The organism is Marivita sp., assembly GCF_051251565.1.
Lineage (GTDB): Bacteria > Pseudomonadota > Alphaproteobacteria > Rhodobacterales > Rhodobacteraceae > Marivita.
The window spans coordinates 22,014-41,322 of record NZ_JBPOFB010000008.1; the positions used below are offsets into that span (position 1 = coordinate 22,014).

20 protein-coding genes are annotated in these 19,309 nt (G+C 60.8%); 11 read left to right on the forward strand and 9 right to left on the reverse strand.

From position 1 onward, the window contains the following. Positions 1 to 68 precede the first annotated feature (68 nt). Complete coding sequence (gene gltX / locus ACSHXH_RS12045) at positions 69 to 1,481, forward strand: glutamate--tRNA ligase (RefSeq protein ID WP_435672047.1); 1,413 nt, start codon at positions 69 to 71, stop codon at positions 1,479 to 1,481. Between the two features lie 82 nt (positions 1,482 to 1,563). After that, a complete protein-coding gene (gene gltA, locus ACSHXH_RS12050; protein ID WP_435672048.1) occupies positions 1,564 to 2,859 on the forward strand; it encodes a citrate synthase in 1,296 nt (431 codons plus the stop codon). A gap of 217 nt (positions 2,860 to 3,076) precedes the next feature. Here gltA and ACSHXH_RS12055 read toward each other — a convergent pair whose 3' ends face one another. The 5 genes from ACSHXH_RS12055 to ACSHXH_RS12075 all read right to left on the reverse strand — a co-directional run bounded on the left by ACSHXH_RS12055 (position 3,077) and on the right by ACSHXH_RS12075 (position 7,638). Continuing rightward, positions 3,077 to 3,853, reverse strand: coding sequence for an enoyl-CoA hydratase-related protein (locus ACSHXH_RS12055; protein WP_435672049.1), 777 nt, complete (start codon positions 3,851 to 3,853; stop codon positions 3,077 to 3,079). Positions 3,854 to 3,938: 85 nt separating this feature from the next. After that, a complete protein-coding gene (locus ACSHXH_RS12060; protein ID WP_435672050.1) occupies positions 3,939 to 4,439 on the reverse strand; it encodes a cytochrome c-type biogenesis protein in 501 nt (166 codons plus the stop codon). Further along, positions 4,436 to 6,403 (reverse strand): heme lyase CcmF/NrfE family subunit, encoded by a 1,968-nt coding sequence (locus ACSHXH_RS12065; protein WP_435672051.1) that lies wholly within the window; start codon positions 6,401 to 6,403, stop codon positions 4,436 to 4,438. Before ACSHXH_RS12065 ends, ACSHXH_RS12060 begins: the two co-directional genes overlap by 4 nt. 96 nt (positions 6,404 to 6,499) lie before the next feature. Continuing rightward, on the reverse strand, positions 6,500 to 7,024 hold the full coding sequence (locus ACSHXH_RS12070) for a holin family protein (protein ID WP_435672052.1): 525 nt from the start codon (positions 7,022 to 7,024) through the stop codon (positions 6,500 to 6,502). Further along, on the reverse strand, positions 7,015 to 7,638 hold the full coding sequence (locus ACSHXH_RS12075; RefSeq protein ID WP_435672053.1) for a holin-associated N-acetylmuramidase: 624 nt from the start codon (positions 7,636 to 7,638) through the stop codon (positions 7,015 to 7,017). The genes ACSHXH_RS12070 and ACSHXH_RS12075 overlap by 10 nt, the downstream gene beginning before the upstream one ends. 88 nt (positions 7,639 to 7,726) lie before the next feature. Between ACSHXH_RS12075 and ACSHXH_RS12080 the strand changes: the two genes are divergently transcribed. Beyond that, entirely contained in the window at positions 7,727 to 8,176 is a 450-nt protein-coding gene (locus tag ACSHXH_RS12080) for a cupin domain-containing protein (RefSeq protein WP_435672054.1), read from the forward strand. Between the two features lie 12 nt (positions 8,177 to 8,188). Then, the gene (locus ACSHXH_RS12085) at positions 8,189 to 8,683 is read left to right on the forward strand and encodes an acyl-CoA thioesterase (protein WP_435672055.1); all 495 of its coding nucleotides are present in this window, start codon (positions 8,189 to 8,191) and stop codon (positions 8,681 to 8,683) included. Between the two features lie 28 nt (positions 8,684 to 8,711). Here the strand turns inward: ACSHXH_RS12085 and pgi are convergent, their stop codons facing one another. From pgi to zwf, 3 genes are read right to left on the reverse strand one after another with little or no spacing between them, the layout of a single operon-like run. Next, positions 8,712 to 10,295: a glucose-6-phosphate isomerase gene (pgi, locus tag ACSHXH_RS12090; protein WP_435672056.1), complete on the reverse strand. Its 1,584-nt coding sequence runs from the start codon at positions 10,293 to 10,295 to the stop codon at positions 8,712 to 8,714. A gap of 4 nt (positions 10,296 to 10,299) precedes the next feature. Beyond that, the gene (pgl, locus tag ACSHXH_RS12095; RefSeq protein ID WP_435672057.1) at positions 10,300 to 10,995 is read right to left on the reverse strand and encodes a 6-phosphogluconolactonase; all 696 of its coding nucleotides are present in this window, start codon (positions 10,993 to 10,995) and stop codon (positions 10,300 to 10,302) included. Further along, complete coding sequence (gene zwf, locus ACSHXH_RS12100) at positions 10,974 to 12,428, reverse strand: glucose-6-phosphate dehydrogenase (RefSeq protein WP_435672058.1); 1,455 nt, start codon at positions 12,426 to 12,428, stop codon at positions 10,974 to 10,976. Before zwf ends, pgl begins: the two co-directional genes overlap by 22 nt. 217 nt (positions 12,429 to 12,645) lie before the next feature. Between zwf and ACSHXH_RS12105 the strand changes: the two genes are divergently transcribed. Beyond that, positions 12,646 to 13,587 carry a nucleoside hydrolase gene (locus tag ACSHXH_RS12105; RefSeq protein ID WP_435672059.1) on the forward strand — a complete coding sequence of 314 codons (942 nt, stop codon included), beginning with the start codon at positions 12,646 to 12,648 and terminating at the stop codon, positions 13,585 to 13,587. Continuing rightward, entirely contained in the window at positions 13,584 to 14,030 is a 447-nt protein-coding gene (locus ACSHXH_RS12110) for a GNAT family N-acetyltransferase (protein ID WP_435672060.1), read from the forward strand. The genes ACSHXH_RS12105 and ACSHXH_RS12110 overlap by 4 nt, the downstream gene beginning before the upstream one ends. 3 nt (positions 14,031 to 14,033) lie before the next feature. Here ACSHXH_RS12110 and ACSHXH_RS12115 read toward each other — a convergent pair whose 3' ends face one another. Further along, entirely contained in the window at positions 14,034 to 14,573 is a 540-nt protein-coding gene (locus ACSHXH_RS12115; RefSeq protein WP_435672061.1) for a CBS domain-containing protein, read from the reverse strand. A 98-nt stretch (positions 14,574 to 14,671) separates the two neighbouring features. Here ACSHXH_RS12115 and ACSHXH_RS12120 point away from each other — a divergent pair, with 98 nt between their 5' ends. The 5 genes from ACSHXH_RS12120 (at position 14,672) to ACSHXH_RS12140 (ending at position 19,272) form a co-directional block, all read left to right on the forward strand. Continuing rightward, positions 14,672 to 16,090, forward strand: a complete 1,419-nt coding sequence (locus ACSHXH_RS12120; protein ID WP_435672062.1) for a protein adenylyltransferase SelO — start codon at positions 14,672 to 14,674, stop codon at positions 16,088 to 16,090. Positions 16,091 to 16,186: 96 nt separating this feature from the next. Continuing rightward, a complete protein-coding gene (locus ACSHXH_RS12125; protein ID WP_435672063.1) occupies positions 16,187 to 16,981 on the forward strand; it encodes a DUF533 domain-containing protein in 795 nt (264 codons plus the stop codon). 15 nt (positions 16,982 to 16,996) lie between these two features. Further along, positions 16,997 to 17,842 (forward strand): DMT family transporter, encoded by an 846-nt coding sequence (locus tag ACSHXH_RS12130; protein WP_435672064.1) that lies wholly within the window; start codon positions 16,997 to 16,999, stop codon positions 17,840 to 17,842. A gap of 75 nt (positions 17,843 to 17,917) precedes the next feature. Next, entirely contained in the window at positions 17,918 to 18,328 is a 411-nt protein-coding gene (locus tag ACSHXH_RS12135; protein ID WP_435672065.1) for a Fur family transcriptional regulator, read from the forward strand. Between the two features lie 53 nt (positions 18,329 to 18,381). Next, entirely contained in the window at positions 18,382 to 19,272 is an 891-nt protein-coding gene (locus ACSHXH_RS12140) for a DMT family transporter (RefSeq protein WP_435672066.1), read from the forward strand. Positions 19,273 to 19,309: the final 37 nt, after the last annotated feature.

Consider the following 19,309-nt stretch of genomic DNA (forward strand, 5'->3'; position numbering starts at 1 on the left):
GTGGATGGTGCTGGTTAAGAGAACCCTAAGATATCCCCTAGACAGTTATCGAAAGGTAAACGCGCCCAATGTCCGGCCAGATCGTCACCCGTTTCGCCCCGTCTCCCACCGGTTACCTGCATATCGGCGGGGCGCGCACGGCGTTGTTCAACTGGCTTTATGCGCGGGGGCGCGGCGGCAAGTTCCTGCTGCGGATCGAAGACACCGACCGCGCGCGATCCACCCCCGAGGCAACGGCTGCGATTCTCAGGGGAATGGAATGGCTGGGGCTGGATCATGACGGCGACGTGGTAAGCCAGGCGGCAGGCGCTGATCGCCATGCCGAAGTGGCGCATGATCTGTTGGCCAAGGGTGCGGCGTACAAGTGTTTTTCGACGCAAGACGAGATCGAGGCCTTCCGCGAAGCCGCGCGTGCCGCAGGGACATCCACGTTGTTCCAAAGCCCGTGGCGCGATGCAGACCCAAGCGCCCACCCCGATGCGCCATATGTGGTACGCTTGCGCACGCCGCAGGACGGGACCACGGTGATCAAAGACGAGGTGCAGGGGGATGTGACCATCCGCAACGACCAGTTGGATGACATGGTTCTGTTACGCTCGGACGGCACACCCGTTTACATGCTGGCAGTTGTTGTCGATGACCATGACATGGGCGTGACCCATGTGATCCGGGGGGATGACCACCTGAACAATGCCGCACGCCAGATGGGGATTTATACAGCCATGGGGTGGGACGTGCCGGTTTGGGCGCATATTCCGCTGATACACGGACCTGACGGCAAAAAGCTGTCCAAGCGGCATGGCGCGCTTGGGGTCGAGGAATATCAGGCACTGGGATATCCGGCGGCAGGGATGCGCAATTACCTTGCCCGGTTGGGTTGGAGCCATGGCGATGACGAATTCTTTACCGATGATCAGGCAAAAGAGTGGTTTGACCTGAACGGAATCGGCAAATCGCCCGCGCGGTTTGACTTCAAGAAGCTGGAGAATCTGAGTGGCCAACATATTGCCATCGGCGACGATGCTGCGCTGCTGCATGAATTGCAGGCGTATCTTTTGGCCGCGGGGGAATCTGCCCTGACAGAGCCGCAGAAGGATGGCCTGGGTCGTGCGATGTATTGCCTCAAGGAACGGGCGCACACCTTTCCGGAACTGATTGAAAAGGCTCATTTTGTTCTGGCAAGCCGCCCCATCCATCCGGACGAGAAAGCGGCAAAGCATCTGGATACGGTATCCCGTGGTATACTGGGATCGTTGACGCCGCATCTGCAAAATGCTAGCTGGACGCGCGACGAGCTTGAAGCCGTCACATCCCGATTTGCGACAGAGCACGGGACGAAATTCGGCAAACTGGCAGGCCCGATGCGGGCTGCGCTTGCAGGCCGGGCCGTGACGCCGAGTGTGTTCGATATGATGCTGGTTCTGGGGCGCGACGAAACCGTTGCGCGCCTGACAGAAACAGCTGCCTCGGGGGGCAACTGACACCGCTTGGTGTGGTTTCCCGAGGCTTGGGATTGCTGGCTCTGGGCCTTTTGTTCAGAGCATTGAGACGAAGGGACCACGTATGTCTGACACCTCTAAGAACGCGACTCTGACGATTGGTGACGCCACCTATGACCTGCCGATCTACTCGCCCTCGGTTGGGCCGGATGTGATCGATATCCGCAAACTGTATGGTCAGGCTGGCGTGTTCACTTACGACCCCGGCTTTACGTCAACAGCCGCCTGCGACAGCACCATCACTTTTATCGATGGCGACAAGGGTGAATTGCTGCATCGCGGATATCCGATCGACCAGCTCGCGTCGAAATCGCATTACCTCGAAGTGTGCTACCTGCTGCTTTACGGCGAACTTCCCTCTGCGGCAGAGCTTGAAAATTTCGAGGCGACGATCACCCGCCACACGATGATCCACGAGCAGATGCACAACTTCTTCCGGGGCTTCCGCCGGGATGCGCACCCGATGGCCACCATGGTGGGTGTGGTTGGTGCAATGTCTGCGTTTTATCATGACAGCACCGACATTTCCGACGAACGCCAGCGCGAAATCGCGTCGCACCGGCTGATTGCCAAGATGCCAACCATTGCGGCGATGGCGTATAAGTATTCGATCGGACAGCCGTTCGTCTATCCGCGCAATGATCTCGATTACGCGGCGAACTTTCTGCATATGTGTTTTGCTGTTCCCGCCGAAGAATACCAGGTCGATCCGATCCTCGCCCGCGCAATGGACCGTATCTTTACCCTGCATGCCGATCACGAACAGAACGCGTCGACCTCGACCGTGCGACTGGCATCGTCGTCTGGGGCAAACCCATTCGCCTGTATTGCCGCTGGCATTGCGTGCCTTTGGGGCCCGGCGCATGGCGGAGCAAACCAGGCCTGTCTTGAGATGCTCAAGGAAATCGGCACGCCGGACCGTATCCCGGAATTCATCGCCCGCGCCAAGGACAAGAACGATCCGTTCCGCCTGATGGGCTTTGGCCACAGGGTCTACAAAAACTTCGATCCCCGCGCGACGGTGATGAAGCAATCGGCCGATGAAGTGCTTGATCTTATGGGTGTGGAAAACAACCCTATCCTTGCGACCGCCAAGGCCCTCGAAGAAGCCGCACTTGCCGATCCGTATTTCGCCGAGAAAAAGCTGTTCCCGAATGTCGATTTCTATTCGGGCATCATTCTTGAGGCGATGGGTTTCCCGACGTCGATGTTTACGCCGGTCTTTGCACTTAGCCGGACAGTTGGATGGATTTCCCAGTGGAAAGAGCAGCTTGCTGACCCACAGATGAAAATCGGTCGTCCGCGTCAGCTCTATCAGGGCCCGACCGAGCGCGACTACGTCGATATCGAAAATCGCTAAGACACAGGAAAGGCCGCCTTCGGGGCGGCCTTTTTCGCAAGATGCGCGTGCACAGCTAACGACTTGTTCTGAGAGACGCGCGGACCACCGATCTTGTCGATCTGTACACCGTCTACAGCGACACCTTGGTGATGTCCCATTTCAATGACGCGCTGCGCTATGTGCAATCGACAGCGACCCCACGGGATGCGGCGTCGATAGCGACGCCGCGGGCGGTTTAGCGTCCTTCGTATTGCGCGGGGCGTTTTTCGAGGAAGGCCACGACACCTTCCTTGAAATCGCGGGTCTGGCCGCATTGCCCCTGAAGCCGCGCCTCAAGCGCAAGCTGCGCCTCCAGATCATTGTCAAACGATGCGCGGATGGACTGCTTGACGCGGGCATAGGCGGCGGTCGGTCCCTTGGCGAGATGGGCCGCACGGGATCTCCAGTGCTCGGCAAAGGACGCATCGGTCACGGCCTCCCAGATCATGCCCCAGTCATCGGCCTGCCGCGCGGTGATCTTGTCGGCAAAAAGCGCCGCACCCATTGCCTTGGCCAGCCCCATCTGGCGTGGCAGGTAATAGGTGCCGCCCGCATCCGGGATCAGGCCGATGCGCGTGAAGGCTTGCAGGAAGAAGGCAGACTCGGTTGCGATGACAACATCGGCGGCAAGGGCAAGGTTCGCCCCTGCCCCGGCTGCTGCGCCGTTGACTGCGCTGATGGTGGGCACCGGGCAGTCATAGATCGCGCGCAGCATCGGGACGTATTCATCGCGCAGCGTACGTTCGAGATCAAGGTTCGCCGCATTGGCACGGTCGCCCAGGTCCTGACCCGAGCAGAAGGATTTGCCCGCCCCCGTCAGCACAACCACCCGCGCAGATTTGCCGCCCTCAAGCACTGCGTCTGTAATCTCGGCCCGCATCTGGCTGTTGAGCGCGTTCATCACATCGGGCCGGTTCAATGTGACCGTTGCGATGTCGTCGGTGATGTCGAAGGTGATGGTGTCGTAGTTCATGCGCCGCGCCTTTGTGTAACCAATGGCCGCATCAAACACCGAAGTGTTTGATTTGGCAAAGGCCAACGCGGCGTCATGAATTGAATCAGGTGTCTTTCAGGATTTCCTTGAGCCGTGCCTGTTCCGCGTCGGACAACACCGCCTCGGATGGCGCAACCGCCATTGATCGGCCGCGTATGTAGACGCCGCCCACCCCCAGCGCGATCAGGAACAGGGCCGGGGCAGACAGCCACAAAACCATGTTCCAGCCATCGGTGCGGGGCTTGAGCAGGACAAATTCGCCGTAACGGTCGACAAGGTAGTCCAGGACCTCTTCGTCGCTGTCACCGAGAACCAGACGTTCGCGCACCACCAGCCGCAATTCCCGCGCCAGATCGGCATGGGATTCGTCGATGCTTTCGTTTTGGCAGATCACACAGCGCAGGCCCCGTGACAGGGCGCGCGCCCGGTCTTCGAGAACCGGATCGTCCAGCACTTCGTCCGGAAGAACCGCATGCACTGGCGTTGCCAGAGGCATCGCCAGTGCAAGGCAGAGGATCAGGGCGTAGGATGGGCCGTTTGCCCACCATGTGCGGAACCTGTTCATTCTGCGGGCACCCCCTGCGGCGTGGTTTGCTGTCGTGTGCCAGCCGCGACGCGGTACCGCCGGTCCGACAAGGACAGCAAGCCGCCCAACGCCATCAGGATTGACCCGCCCCAGATCCAGTTCGCCAGCGGTTTGATATAGGTCCGAAGAACCCATCCGCCGTTGTCCTGTTCGTCGCCGATCACCACGTAGATGTCGCGCAAGAAGCGGTAGTCAATCGCGGCTTCCGTGGTTGGCATCTGCGCCACAGGGTAGTTGCGTTTCTCAGGATTCAGGAATGCGATCTGTTCCCCGTCCTGACGGACAATCACGTCCCCCATGGTCGAGAAATAGTTCGGACCGCGCACGTCATTCACCGCTGTCAGCTCAAGCTCGAACGCGCCGACCTCGAACCGTTCGCCGATCTGAGCGACACGGATGTCTTCTTCCTGCCAGGCCATCAGCCCCGCAACACCAACCATGGTGATGCCAAAACCGATATGTGCGGTGGCCTTGCCCCAATCTGCACGCGGCAGACGGAACAGACGCGACAGGTCACGCGATTGGCCGGTGCGGTTCAGCAGGTCCACAATCGCACCCGAGATCACCCAAGACGCAAGGAACACGCCGACAGGACCCAAGAGGCTGGTGCCCGTCTGCATGGTCCAGAAGAGACCCAGCAGCAGGACGCTCAGGATAAACGCAGGGACAAGCTGTTTGATCCCACGCCCGACCTTGGCCCGTTTCCAACTGAGCATTGACCCCAGTGGCAAAAGCAGGCCGAGTACCACCATGAACGGTGTGAAGGCCATGTTGAAGAAAGGCGGACCAACACTGAGCTTGGTGTCAAAGAACATCTCGGCCACGACGGGCCACAGGGTGCCGACGAACACGACAAAGCAGCTTACCGCGAGGATCACGTTGTTGGCGACAAGCGCGCTTTCCCGGCTGGCGACACCAAAGATGCCCTTGGCCTCCATCGTGCTGGCACGGGCCGCAAACAGGGTGAGCGCACCGCCCGTGAAGAACACCATGATCATCAGAATGAACACGCCGCGTTCCGGGTCATTGGCGAAGGCATGCACCGATGTCAGCAGTCCAGAGCGTACGATGAATGTACCGATCAGCGAGAACCCGAAGGCCAGGATGGCCAGCAGAATGGTCCAGCTTTTCAGCGCCTCGCGCTTTTCCACCACGATGGCGGAGTGCAACAGCGCCGCCGCCAGAAGCCATGGCATGAAGGACGCGTTTTCAACCGGGTCCCAGAACCAGAAACCGCCCCAGCCAAGCTCGTAATAGGCCCACCACGATCCCAGCGCGATGCCGATGGTCAGAAAGACCCATGCGGCCAGCGTCCAAGGACGCACCCACCGGCCCCACGCCGCGTCAACGCGGCCCTCGATCAGGGCGGCAACCGCAAAGCTGAAGCAGATGCTGAGGCCCACGTAACCGAGGTAGAGGAATGGCGGATGGAAGGCCAAACCCGGATCCTGCAAGAGCGGATTGAGATCCTGCCCGTCAAAGGGCGGCACTGCAAGGCGCAGGAATGGGTTGGAGGTGAAAAGGATAAAGGCGAAGAAGGCAACGGCAACAGATGATTGCACCGCCAGCACGCGGGCGCGCAAGGTGGGCGGCAAGCCTTTGCCGAACCACGCGGCCATTGCGCCAAAGAGCGCCAGGATCAGCACCCAGAGCAGCATTGACCCTTCGTGATTGCCCCAGACACCGCTGATCTTGTAGATCATTGGCTTGGCCGAGTGGCTGTTGAGCCAAACAAGCCGGAGCGAGAAATCAGACGTCACGAACGCATATGTGAGCGCCGCAAAGGAAAAAGCCGTCAGCAGGAATTGCACTGTAGCGGCCGGTTCGGCGACGGCCATCCAGCCGGGCCAACGTTTATGCGCACCGACGAGCGGAACGACAGATTGCACAATCGCGACAAGGAACGCGAGGATAAGGGCGAAGTGACCGAGTTCTGTAATCATGGTCGTAACTATAGGCGCAGAGTGCCAATCGGCCAATCCGTTTCGACCATTCACGCGGTTCACATTGTCGCAAGCGGTTTGCGGCGATGACCGCTCTTACCGGCGCTGTTTGACCCAATCTTCCAAAGCGGCATTGCCATCGGGCTGTGGGGCCTGCGCCGGTGTAACGGCCCCCTGTCGCGCCACGTCCCGTGGCGGAGCGTCGGTCATTCGCGCCACCAGATCGCGTTGGAACTCCTGCCCCTTTGCCTGATGTCGCGCGCCGAAGTAAAAGCTGACAATGGCACCCAGCAACCACCAAAGCGGTTCGGGCACCAGCGCAAGCCCCTGCATGCGGGCCCCGAACCAGACCGGATCGACCATCGCCGCGATGAACAGGCCCAGGGTGCCAAGTGCCATTGCCGGGCGCGGCACCCGGTTGAGCGCATCCATCAGCCGGTCAAACCATCCGCGCTGCGGGGTGTGAAATTCCTGCGCGAACTGGCGCAGGGCGGCGTCTTGCATGCCGTGATCGCGCTGTGCCTGCGCTTCGGCATTGGGGCGGAACACCTCGGCCGTTTCGCGCAGCACGTTGCGCCCCGATCCAAAGACCAATGAGAACACCTGTTCGATCAATCCCATGCCGACACCCTTTGCTGAAACGCTGCTGAAGACAGATGATACCGCGCGGCGATGAACGCCTCGGCGCGGGTGATCCAACCGCCTTTGCCGCCTTTGCGGGTCCGCGCGTATTTGCGGCTGGGGGGGCGGCGGTCGGCCAGATCAAAGTAGTAGTTACGCCGCTCGATTCCGTAGGCATCAACAAAGTGGTCCGGCGCGAGGGCCAGCGCACGGGCTGTGGCGGCGATGGTCTTGGGGCCTATGGCGCCATCAACCGCCACCGCAAAACCCATCTTGCCCAAAAGGCGTTGCAGGATTTTCACCGCATTGGTCCCGGCATTGACATACATATCAAAGACAGTCGCGTGCAGCGGTGTCGGCAAATCCGCGATGCGGGGCCGTTCGAAGTAATGCTCGATGAATATGGCGATGGCCTGATCCCGGCTCAGCCGCCGCACATCGGCGCTGGTGATCTGACCATCGCCAGTCAAGTCCAACCCCAAGCGACGCATCGTGTGGATCGTCACGCCATGGTTGGTTGCCCCGCCCGGATCGTCAGGATCATCCACATACCCGCCTTCACGCGCCACGATCTCTTGCGCAATTGCGCGCACGTCCTGAACAAGCCGCTCCATCTCACCTCCACTGATTGCTCCCCGGTGCAAAGACTGCAAATCTGTGGTTAACGAAGTGACAAGACGGCGCGCGATGCGGGAGATGACGATGCAACCACATGATCTGGCGGGATACACAGCGGAGGACATCATTCGGCGTCTTGATTTGTCCCCGCACCCCGAAGGCGGGCATTACCGGCAAACCTGGATTGGCGATGAGGCGGGCCGCCCGTCAGGCACCTGCATCTATTTCCTGCTGTCCGAAGGTGAAAACAGCCATTGGCACCGCGTCGATGCCACCGAAATTTGGCATCACTATGCCGGAACGCCGCTGATCCTGTCGCTATCGGCCACCGATGCTGGACCGGCTACCGACCATGTGCTTGGGCCGGACCTGTTTGCCGGTCAGTCCCCGCAGATCATCGTGCCTAAAGACCATTGGCAAGCCGCGCACAGCACCGGCGGCTGGACGCTTGTGGGCTGCACGGTCAGCCCGGCGTTTCGGTTTGAAGGGTTTGCGCTGGCCGCACCGGGATTTGACATTCCCCGTGCCGATTGACACAGCTTCCGCATGACACATCTGCCGTATCTCACACCGCTATCGCCCGACCAGCAACGCGCCTTTGGCGTACTGGACCCCTGGCCGCTGGCCATTGCGGACCGCGTCCGTTTTGCAGAGCTTGATCCGCTGAACCATGTGAACAACGTAGCCTATCTGATCTGGTTCGAGAGTGCGCGGGTGACGTATTTCAAGCATGTCGGCATTTCGACCTATGCGGATGACGCGGTCGAGCCGCGGATCGTGATCCGGCGGGGCGAAATTGACTGGCTTGCGGAAATGCGCGCAGACGAGGATTATGTGATCCTGTCAAAGGCGGTCGCGTACCGGACCAGCAGCTTTACCATGCAGCAAGAGATTTGGGCCGGTGGCCGAAAGCGTGCAGCATTCACCTGCGTGATTGTTTTGCTCCAGCCGGATGGCAACGGGCGCATGCCGATCCCCGCGCGTATCCTTGATTATTTTCATGAATTTGATGGCGTGGAAAGGCGCGTCGACGCGCCTTGACCACGCGCGGTCGAAACCCCTTCAACGTCTAAGAATACCGTTTCACATACCCCAGAAGCGCTTGCGTGCTGGCGTCTTTATCCCCAGCTGGCACATCGCCACTGACCAGCGGACCAAGGGATGTGGCCAGTTCTTTGCCAAGCTCCACGCCCCATTGGTCAAAAGAATTGATCCCCAAGATCACGCCTTCGACAAACACCCTGTGCTCATAAAGCGCAATGATCTGGCCCAGAACTTCGGGCGTGAGTTTTGGCATCATCAACGTGGTCGAGGGCCGGTTGCCCGGAAAGACCCGGTGACGCGCCTGTCGATCGAGTTCATCACCCGTCAGACCCTTGGCCGCCATGATCGCGCGCGCCTCGTCCAAGGACCGTCCACGCATCAGCGCTTCGGATTGGGCAAGGCAATTGGCGATCAGCAGATCATGGTGGTGGCGCAGGTCAGCCTCGTGGCCCTCGGCAGCGACCATGAATTCGCAGGGCACCACACGCGTGCCTTGGTGGATCAACTGGTAGAACGCGTGCTGGCCGTTGGTGCCCGGTTCGCCCCAGACCACGGGGCCCGTGTGCACCGGCACCGCCGTGCCATCCATCGCCACGGATTTGCCGTTTGATTCCATTTCGAGCTGTTGAAGGTAAGCCGGGAGGCGAGACAGTCGGTTGTCGTAGGGCAGAACCGCGCGTGTTGTTTGGCCCAAGCCCTGGTTGTGCCACAGCCCGACCAACGCCAGCAGCACCGGCATGTTTTCATGCAAAGCAGCAGCGCGGAAATGCCGGTCCATCGACTGGCCGCCGCGCAGGAACGCCTTGAAGCCATCGGGGCCAATCGCAATCATCAGCGACAGGCCAATCGGGCCCCACAAGGAATAGCGCCCGCCAACCCAATCCTCGAAGCCCAGAACACGCGTCGACGGGATGCCCCAGTCACCGGCGGCCTCGGCATTTGAGGACAGCGCGAAAAAGCGGCCATCAGTGGACACGCCATTGTCCTGCAACCAAGCGCGCGCGGTACGGGCGTTGGTCATCGTTTCGATCGTGGTAAAGGTCTTGGACGCCACGATGAACAGCGTCTTTTCCGGGTCGCAACCGCGCAGCGTGTCGGCGATATCCGCCGCATCGACGTTTGACACGAAATGGCACCGCGGGCCGTCACAATAGGGCGCCAATGCCCGATACGCCATCGCGGGCCCAAGGTCGGACCCGCCGATGCCGATATTCACCACATCCGTAAAACCAGAGCCACGCACCTCATCGGCCAGAGCGCCCATTCGGACCAGCGTGTCCAGCACACCGGGCATCACGTCTTGCCCGTCGACCAGCACCGCGTCCCCATCAAGGTTGCGCAGCGCCGTGTGCAGAACCGCCCGGCCTTCGGTTTCATTGATCTTTTCGCCCGTGAACATCGCCTCGCGGCGTGCTTCGACCCCTGCCGCTTTGGCAAGGTCGATCAGCACATTGCGGGCGGTGTCATCAATTTGCGTCTTGGAGTAGTCAAACAGCAGGTCGAGGGCATGCAGGCTGAACGCCTCGGCCCGGCCCGGATCTTGGGCAAACAAATCGAGGATGGATGTATGTTTGCCCACCTCGGCGGTTGCTTTCAGCGCGTTCCACATCTGCTTACTCCGCCCAGTGAACTGTTGCGCCGTCCAGAACGGCAATGATCGGCGCGTCTTCGGGCTTCTTGCCCTTGGCATTGTCCAAAGCGTCGCGCTTGTCAGCGCCAAAGATCAGCACATGCTTGCGGATCGCATCATTGAGCACCCGCGCGCTCAGCGTGATCCGGGGTTCCGGCGCACCGGGGGCGCGCATCGGCACCAGGATCGGCGCGTCATGGGCCAAGGCCAAATCCAATTGGTCCGCGCCGGGAAAGATCGACGCGGTGTGCATGTCGGTGCCCATGCCAAGCAACACCACCGCCAGCGGCAATGCGTCGACAATCTGTGCCTCTAGCTCGGCCAGCACCTCTTCGGGTTGATGTGCGGGCACATAAAGTGGCAACAGGCGCGCCGCCGCGGCGCGATCCACCAAAAGCCGTTTGCGGATGAGCTTCGTGTTGGACCGGTCGCTGTCTTCGGGCACCCAGCGTTCATCGGTGAGCATCACGTCCACGCGGCTCCAGTCCAGATCGGCGGCACAAAGATCATCGAACACTGGCCCCGGCGACGTCCCACCGGGCACCGCCAGCACCACACGGTCTTCGTGCTTGAGCAGCATCCGCAAATCGCCCGAAAGCTGGTTGGCCAAATCCATCGCCAGCATTTCGCGGTCGGGATAGGTTTGCAGGTCATAGGTCATGGTTTTACCTCGCGCCATTTGCGCCCGTCCCGGTGCATCAGCATCAGCGAATCCTCGGGGCCAGAGCTTCCGGGGTCGTATTGTTTGGGCACGTCATTGCGCGCCTGCCAACCTTCGATCAACGGGTCGGTCCACGCCCACGCCGCCTCGACCTCGTCCCCCCGCATAAACAATGTCTGGTTGCCACGGATCACGTCCATGATCAGACGCTCGTAGGCGTCAGTGGCCTCTTCGGCATCCGGGCCCAGCGCTTCGGCAAAGCTCATATCCAGCGGTACGTCCATCAGACGCATGCCCCCCGGTCCGGGTTCTTTGATCGTCACATCCAGCGTCATGCCTTCATTGGGCTGCAAACGGATCGCCAGCACATTGCGGTGCCGCCCTGCATCCACCCCGAAAATCGAATGCGGGGCGTCCTTGAACACCACCGCAATCTCGGACGCGCGCGCCTTGAGCCGTTTGCCCGTGCGCAGGTAGAACGGCGTCCCGGCCCAGCGCCAGTTCGAGATGTGGCACTTCATGGCGATGAAGCTTTCGGTCTTGGATTTGGGATCTTCCACATCGTCTCGGTAGCTTGGCCCCTTGGCATCCGCCGCGTATTGGCCACGCACGATGTGATGCCAGTCAACCGGTTCAAGCGCGCGAATGACCTTGAGCTTTTCATCCCGCACCGCATCAGGCTCGAACTTTGCGGGCGGCTCCATTGCGATCAGGCACAAAAGCTGCATCAGGTGGTTCTGCACCATATCGCGCATTGCGCCGGATTTGTCGTAGTAGCCGCCGCGCCCACCAACACCAACCGTTTCTGCCACAGTGATCTGGATGTGATCGACATATTGCGCGTTCCAAAGCGGCTCGAACAGCATATTGCCAAAGCGCACCGCCATCAGGTTCTGGACGGTCTCTTTTCCAAGGTAATGGTCGATCCGGTAAATCTGCGTCTCGTGGAAATGCTGGGCCAGCGTCGCGTTCAGCGCGCGCGCCGTTTCCAGATCATGGCCAAACGGCTTTTCGACCACGATGCGGCTTTCGGGGGTTGCCATGCCAAAGCGATGCAGGCGTTCGGCCAGGTCGCCAAACAGCGATGGAGCCACCGAGAAATAGAACGCCCGCACGCGGTCCTGCCGCATCTTGGCGTGCAGTTCGACCCACCCGCCATCGCCTTTGGCATCGGTTGTGACATAAGACACCCGTTCGAGAAACGCCGCCAGCGTTCCGCTTTCGCAGGCCTGACCGCCGCCGAATTCTGCCACCGCTTCGGACACCATGCTGCGATATTCGGCATCATCCATGTCGGATCGTGCCGCGCCGATGATCTGCGAGCCCTCGGGCATCTGGCCTGCACAAAAGCGCCGGAACAGGCCGGGCAAAATCTTGCGCCGCGCCAAATCTCCGGTTCCGCCAAAGATCACCAGGTCAAACGGGTCAACGGGAATAACGCGGGACACCATGGCGTGGTCCTTCCGATTCTGCTTCGCTCAGCGCCTTGTTAGCGCTAACGAAGCGGATGTAAACTTATTTCGCATCGAATGGCAGCAGTCTAACAGTCCGGCAAGGGGCTGCAATCGGGTTCCCCAAAAGAACCGGCAAAGCCTTGCCCGCCGCCATCATCACGCTTGATCCCAAGACACCCGCGTGTCACCACCGCGCCAAGCTAAGGAGGCGTGTATGGCACCCCGTAAGATCATCATCGACACCGACCCCGGCCAGGACGACGCGGTTGCCATCCTGTTGGCGCTCGCCTCACCAGAAGACCTTGAGGTTGTGGGCATCACAGCCGTGGCGGGGAACGTGCCACTGCATCTGACTGAAAAAAATGCGCGCATCGTCTGTGAATTGGCGGGCAAGCTTGACACCAGGGTGTTCGCAGGCTGCAACACCCCCATCGCCCGCACGCTGGTCACGGCGGAACATGTGCACGGAAAGACCGGACTCGATGGCCCAACCCTGCCTGATCCCACGATGCCGCTTCAGGATCAGCACGCGGTGGATTTCATCATCGACACGCTGCGCACCGAACCTGCGGGAACAGTCACACTGTGCCCATTGGGACCGCTCACGAACATTGCGGTCGCGTTGCAGCGCGCGCCGGATATTGCAGGGCGGATTGCAGAGATCGTGCTGATGGGCGGGGCCTATTTCGAAGTTGGCAACATCACCCCTGCGGCCGAGTTCAACATCTATGTCGATCCCGAAGCGGCCAAGATCGTCTTTGCCTGCGGTGCCCCCATCACGGTGATGCCGTTGGACGTCACCCACAAGGCGTTGGTCACCACACCGCGCAACGACGCATTCCGTGCGCTTGAAACCCCTGTGGGCAGGGCCGTGGCGGACATGACCGATTTCTTTGAACGGTTCGACAAGGAAAAATACGGCAGTTCTGGCGCGCCGCTGCACGATCCATGTGTTGTCGCCTATCTGATCCAGCCAGACCTGTTCTCCGGGCGGCACATCAATGTCGAGGTTGAAACCGGCTCTGACCTTACCCTCGGCATGACGGTCGCCGATTGGTGGGGTGTCACTGACCGGCCTGCCAATGCCACCTTCATGGGCGATATTGATGCCGATGGGTTCTTTGCTCTGCTGACCAACCGGCTGGCCCGGTTATGAGATCGCTTCACCTTGCCATGGAAGAGGACCTGCCCAAGCTTTTGCCGCTGGTGGCCGGGTTCCACGACCACCAAGGCTTCAACACCACAGCCGAACACCAGCACGACGCGATCCTGCCCCTGCTGCAAGGCAGCCCGCACGGCGCGATCTGGCTGATTGGTCCACGCCGCGCGCCGGTGGGCTATGTGGTGGTGTCATTCGGCTGGTCTGTCGAATATGGCGGCATGGACGCGATCGTCGACGAATTGTATGTCCGCAACGCCGTACGCAAGCGCGGCATGGGGTCGGATGCGCTCAACGCTTTGGCCAAAGCGCTCAGCGAAGGCGGTATCCGCGCGCTTCACCTTGAGGCCAACCAGAACGATGAAACCCTCAAACGGTTCTATCAACGCGCAAAGTTCTTCACCCGCGAAGGCTATGCCTATATGTCCCGCGAGCTGTGACGCCTAGCCCATGGATGACACGACGATAATCATGAGCAACGAATAAAGCATGATACCCCCGCCAATAAGCCAGATCGGGTAGTTGCGCCCCACACTGGCCTTGGCCAGTTCTTTGGCCTGATAAATCAAATCCGGCCATGTGTAGCTGACGAAATCACCCTGCGTGAAAATCACCTTGATCCGGCCATCCTCGTCCACCACGGGCAATCGGCGGAACCGTTCGTTGGACATGATGCGCAGCCAATCGACCACATCGTCGGTTTCGCGGGCAAGCCGTGGATCACTGGTCATGATATCAGCCAGTGTCGTCGTCTCGGCGTCCTTGCCCGCCGCGACCAGCTTTTTCATCACGTCGCGCTCTGTGGCGATGCCGATCACTTTTTGATCGCCGTCCACAATTACCACAGACCCGAAATTCTTGGCGCTCATCGCAACCACGGCTTCGAGCACTGTGGCGGTTGGAGGGAAACAAAGCGGTTTGGGTTTGGACGCGAATTCGGGACGATCCTTCAACGTCATGCCATACGTGTCTGATGCGGCCATGCAGGATACTCCTTTAATCAATACCCTATTGAGCTTAGCGCCGATCTGACAAAGACAAGCCTCTGGTGATGCGCGGCCCCGCGTCCTATATCTGCGCTATGACTTTACACATCCCGTTCGACAACAGCTACGCCACCCTGCCAGACAGCTTTTTTGCGCGGGTCAATCCAGAGCCGGTCAAGGCGCCGTCGCTCATTGCCGTGAACGCGCCGCTGGCGCAGGAGCTGGGGATCGACGGGCTGGACGATCCGAACCTCGCCGCGCTGTTTTCCGGCAATGCCCTGCCCGACGGCGCGACGCCGCTGGCGCAGCTCTATGCTGGGCACCAGTTTGGTCAGTACAACCCGCAACTGGGGGATGGCCGCGCGGTCCTTCTGGGCGAAGCCATCGGACCTGACGGTCAACGCCGGGACATTCAGCTCAAGGGCTCGGGGCGCACGCCCTATTCGCGCATGGGCGACGGGCGCGCATGGCTGGGTCCGGTTCTGCGCGAATATGTGGTGAGCGAAGCCATGCACGCGCTCGGCGTGCCCACAACCCGCGCGCTTGCCGCTGTGCGAACCGGCGAACGGGTGGTGCGCGAGCGCCCCTTGCCCGGTGCCGTCCTGACCCGCGTGGCGCACAGCCATCTGCGGGTGGGCACGTTTCAGGTCTTTGCAGCGCGCGGCGACATCGAAGCCCTCCAAACGCTGTTCGATTACGCGGTTGCGCGCCACTATCCCGACGCGCCCGACCCCGCCAGTTTCCTCAATGCCGTGATGCGCAGGCAGGCTGCTTTGGTGGCACATTGGCTTAGCCTTGGGTTTATCCACGGCGTGATGAACACCGACAATTGCAGCATTTCAGGCGAGACCATAGATTACGGCCCCTGCGCCTTTATGGACAGCTATCACCCGGCAACGGTCTATTCCTCGATCGACCGGTACGGCCGCTACAGCTATGCCGCACAGGCCGACATTATCGTGTGGAACATGGCACAGCTTGCCACCGCATTGCTGTCGCTCATGCCCGACCCGGAGGCGTCGGTGGAACCGTTCACCGCGCAGATCCACGCCATGCCCGAGATGATCCGCGCCGAATGGCTGTCGCGCTTTGGCAAAAAGATCGGCGTGGCCCAAGCCACACCCGAGGACAGCGCGCTGATCACCGGTCTTTTATCAGTGATGGAAGAGGCCGAGGCCGATTTCACCAACACCTTCCGGGGGTTGGTGGATGGTACCGCACGGAACCAGTTCACCGATCCCGTGGCCTTTGATGCGTGGGCCGCAACATGGCAGGCCCGGATCAAGACCGAGGACGACCCACAGGGCCAGATGCGCACGGCCAACCCTGCGCTGATCCCGCGCAACCACCGCATCGAAGAGATGATCACCGCCGCGGTTGCGGGCGATGACAGCCTTTTTCACCGGCTCAACACGGCCTATGCGACGCCCTATGCCGACACGGGCGCGGATGCAGACCTGCGCCAGCCGCCAAAACCACAAGAGGTGGTGCAGGCCACGTTTTGCGGAACCTGACACAATATCCAAGCGCGGATATGGCCCACCGGGCAGAACAGTCGCCAGCGTCACACGAATCTGTCATCCTGCCCCAAACAACTTTGGAGTACGGATATGAGTCTCATGGGAACACTGGCCAAAGTGGCCATCGGATATGCCACGGCGCGCGGCGTGGCTTCGCTTTCAGGCGGCAAAGGTCTGGGTGGCCTCATGGGCGGTGCGCAAGTTCCCGGTGACAATCCAATGGCGCAAATTCAGGCGCAGTTGGGTCAGATGATGGGCGGCGCAGGCGGTGGCGCAAACCCAATGGCCGGGATCATGGACAAACTTCAATCCGGCGGGCTTGACCTGTCGTCGCTCATGGGGGGCGGTGCCAGTGAACCGTCCGGCAACAAGGGCGGGCTTTTGTCCCAGCTTGGCGGCGGCGGCAGTGGCGGCGGCGCGGGTCTTGCAGGCATTCTGGCCGCTGCTGGTGGCATGGCCGCGATGGGTGGCAAGAACATGGGGGGTCTGATGGATCAGTTCGCCGCGTCCGGGGCCTCTGCCCCGCAGGCCGAGGAAACCGCCGCCCTGATGCTGCGTGCGATGATCCAGACCGCCAAAGCCGATGGCGGCATCGACGAGGCAGAACGCGCCAAGATCCTTGAAACAGTAGGCGATGACGCCGACGCCGAAGATATTGCCTTTGTCCAAGCCCAGCTTGCCGCGCCTGTCGATGTAGCAAGCCTTGCCAAGGACACGCCCGATGCGCTGCGCGCACAAGTCTACGGCGCATCGCTCATGACGATCCGCCTCGACTCCCAGGCCGAGGCGCAATACCTGCACGAACTGGCCCAAGCGATGGGTCTGGACCAACCAACCGTCAACACTGTGCACATGCAGATGGGGGTTCAGCCGCTTTACAGCTGATCGCATTTACCCTGTATGAAAGGCATTTTGCTGGCCGTTCTCGGTGTTCTGATCCTGACACCGGACGCGCTTCTTATTCGTCTGTCGGGGTTGGAGGCAGCCCCGCTTGTCGCGTGGCGTGGTCTGGCGATGGGGACCCTGTTCCTGATCGCAGCGACGCTCACAGGCCAACTTCGGCTGTTTCCGCGTCTTGCCTCAGGCGCGGGCCTCGCGTTGGTACTGGCGCAATGGGCCAACGCCTCTCTGTTCGCCCCGGCGATTTCGCTGGCCCCTGTGGCCTTGGTGCTGATCGCGGTGGCAACCGTTCCGATCTGGGCGGCGATCCTGTCGCGCGTGCTCTACGGTCAGCCAACCCGCCCCGCGACATGGGTCACGATTGCCGTTGTCAGCGCGGGCATTGTTCTGGCCATGCTGGGCAAAGGCGATGTGGCGCTCAACCGAAGCTCTGTCATTGGCGTGGCCTGTGGTCTTGGCGTGGCACTCAGCCTCGCGCTCAGCTTTACGCTACTGCGCAACAGGCCCGACATGCCGTTGTTGACTGCTGTTGGAACAGGGTCGTTTCTGGCCGGGATCACCGCTTTTGCGTTCACCACACCCGCGATCATGACATCCGGCACCACTTGGGCCATAGCGCTGGCCAGCTTTGTCGTGCTGCCCCTGTCCTTCTACCTGATGTCCGAAGCATCGCGGCACACCGCATCGGTCAATGTCAGCCTCGTGCTGCTGCTCGAAACCGTGCTCGGTCCGGTTTGGGTCTGGATGGCGATTGGTGAGGCCCCCACCCCCACCATGCTGAGCGGCGGGGCCATCGTGGTGTCGACATTGGCGATATATCTTTGGCACCTGCGCCGCCGCGCGTAATTTTTCCGCGTGCGGTTATGGCAATGCCGCACGCAGTTGGATACACCTTGCGCCACATTGACAAGAGGTCCGGCGATGACCGAAACCATCATCTCGCGTTGCGAAGCGCAAGGGCTCCGCCTGACCGAGCAGCGCCGCACCATTGCGCAAGTCCTCGAAGAGGCAGACGATCATCCGCACGTGGAAGAGTTGTATGCCCGCGCCTCCGGGCGTGATCCGAACATTTCGATCGCCACAGTTTACCGGACGGTAAAACTATTCGAAGAAGCCGGGATTCTGGAGAAGATCGATTTTGGCGACGGCCGCGCCCGCTACGAAGACGCCGAACGCGATCACCATGACCACCTGATCGACCTGCAAACCGGCAAGGTGATCGAATTCGTAGACCCCGAGATCGAAGCGCTTCAGGAAAAGATCGCAGCCAAGCTGGGCTACCGGCTCAAGGGTCACAAGCTCGAACTCTACGGCGTTCCGATCAAGAAGTGACCTACACATCAAAAGCGCTGGTCCCTGTCCCGAAACAGGCGTAGCAGCGCGGGATGCAGAACCTCCAAGGCATCCTTTTGATGATCGCGGCCATGGCGGGCTTTGCCCTTGGCGATGTGGGCATCAAGTTCCTGTCCGCCGACCTGTCGCTCAGCCAGATCGTGATGACGATGGGGATTGTCGGAACCACGTTCTTTGTCGGCCTCAGCCGGGCCAAAGGCCAGCCCGTTTGGTCGCGCGACTTGCTCCATCCGGCCGTCACCACACGCGGCATTGCCGAAATCGTTGCCGCGCTGTTCATGGTGAATGCGCTGGCGCTGACACCTTTGTCGTTGGTCACCAGCGTCACCCAAGCGGGGCCATTGGTCGTGGCCTTGGGTGCTGTGGTGTTCTTTAAGGAAACAGTCGGTTGGCGGCGATGGTGCGCGATCCTCACCGGGCTGACCGGCGTAATGATCATCCTGAGACCGGGCACAGACGGGTTCAACAGCCTCGCACTGCTGGCTGTGGGCGCGATGCTGGCGCTGGCCGCGCGCGACCTGTCCACGCGGGCCGCACCCAAAACTTTGAGCAACCTGCAACTGGCAACCGTTGGCTTTGCCGCGTTCAACGTGGCAGCCCTTTGCCTGATCCCCTTCACCGGTCCATGGAAGCTTCCCACTCTGCACCAGACCGGGTTGCTGACATTGGCCATCGTGCCAACCATTGCAGGCTATTACGCCATCACCGCCGCGATGCGGGTCGGCGAAATCTCGGTTGTGACACCGTTTCGCTACACCCGTCTGTTGTTCGGGCTTGTCCTGGGCGTGACGCTGTTTGGCGAAACCATCGACATTTGGATGCTGGCGGGCGGATCGCTGATCGTGGGGTCGGGCGTCTATACTGTGCTGCGCGAACGCAAGCTGCGCCGCGCCGCGCGCGCTGATCAGGAGTCGCTGTCCTAAGGTGAACCGTTAGCGCTATCAGCCGCAGTTTACTTTA

Bases quoted from the DNA above. Each gene is read 5' to 3' on its own strand.
- gltX (WP_435672047.1), top strand. From the start codon at position 69: ATGTCCGGCCAGATCGTCACCCGTTTCGCCCCGTCTCCCACCGGTTAC.
- gltA (WP_435672048.1), top strand. From the start codon at position 1,564: ATGTCTGACACCTCTAAGAACGCGACTCTGACGATTGGTGACGCCACC.
- ACSHXH_RS12055 (WP_435672049.1), bottom strand. From the start codon at position 3,853: ATGAACTACGACACCATCACCTTCGACATCACCGACGACATCGCAACG.
- ACSHXH_RS12060 (WP_435672050.1), bottom strand. From the start codon at position 4,439: ATGAACAGGTTCCGCACATGGTGGGCAAACGGCCCATCCTACGCCCTG.
- ACSHXH_RS12065 (WP_435672051.1), bottom strand. From the start codon at position 6,403: ATGATTACAGAACTCGGTCACTTCGCCCTTATCCTCGCGTTCCTTGTC.
- ACSHXH_RS12070 (WP_435672052.1), bottom strand. From the start codon at position 7,024: ATGGGATTGATCGAACAGGTGTTCTCATTGGTCTTTGGATCGGGGCGC.
- ACSHXH_RS12075 (WP_435672053.1), bottom strand. From the start codon at position 7,638: ATGGAGCGGCTTGTTCAGGACGTGCGCGCAATTGCGCAAGAGATCGTG.
- ACSHXH_RS12080 (WP_435672054.1), top strand. From the start codon at position 7,727: ATGCAACCACATGATCTGGCGGGATACACAGCGGAGGACATCATTCGG.
- ACSHXH_RS12085 (WP_435672055.1), top strand. From the start codon at position 8,189: ATGACACATCTGCCGTATCTCACACCGCTATCGCCCGACCAGCAACGC.
- pgi (WP_435672056.1), bottom strand. From the start codon at position 10,295: ATGTGGAACGCGCTGAAAGCAACCGCCGAGGTGGGCAAACATACATCC.
- pgl (WP_435672057.1), bottom strand. From the start codon at position 10,995: ATGGCGCGAGGTAAAACCATGACCTATGACCTGCAAACCTATCCCGAC.
- zwf (WP_435672058.1), bottom strand. From the start codon at position 12,428: ATGGTGTCCCGCGTTATTCCCGTTGACCCGTTTGACCTGGTGATCTTT.
- ACSHXH_RS12105 (WP_435672059.1), top strand. From the start codon at position 12,646: ATGGCACCCCGTAAGATCATCATCGACACCGACCCCGGCCAGGACGAC.
- ACSHXH_RS12110 (WP_435672060.1), top strand. From the start codon at position 13,584: ATGAGATCGCTTCACCTTGCCATGGAAGAGGACCTGCCCAAGCTTTTG.
- ACSHXH_RS12115 (WP_435672061.1), bottom strand. From the start codon at position 14,573: ATGGCCGCATCAGACACGTATGGCATGACGTTGAAGGATCGTCCCGAA.
- ACSHXH_RS12120 (WP_435672062.1), top strand. From the start codon at position 14,672: ATGACTTTACACATCCCGTTCGACAACAGCTACGCCACCCTGCCAGAC.
- ACSHXH_RS12125 (WP_435672063.1), top strand. From the start codon at position 16,187: ATGAGTCTCATGGGAACACTGGCCAAAGTGGCCATCGGATATGCCACG.
- ACSHXH_RS12130 (WP_435672064.1), top strand. From the start codon at position 16,997: ATGAAAGGCATTTTGCTGGCCGTTCTCGGTGTTCTGATCCTGACACCG.
- ACSHXH_RS12135 (WP_435672065.1), top strand. From the start codon at position 17,918: ATGACCGAAACCATCATCTCGCGTTGCGAAGCGCAAGGGCTCCGCCTG.
- ACSHXH_RS12140 (WP_435672066.1), top strand. From the start codon at position 18,382: ATGCAGAACCTCCAAGGCATCCTTTTGATGATCGCGGCCATGGCGGGC.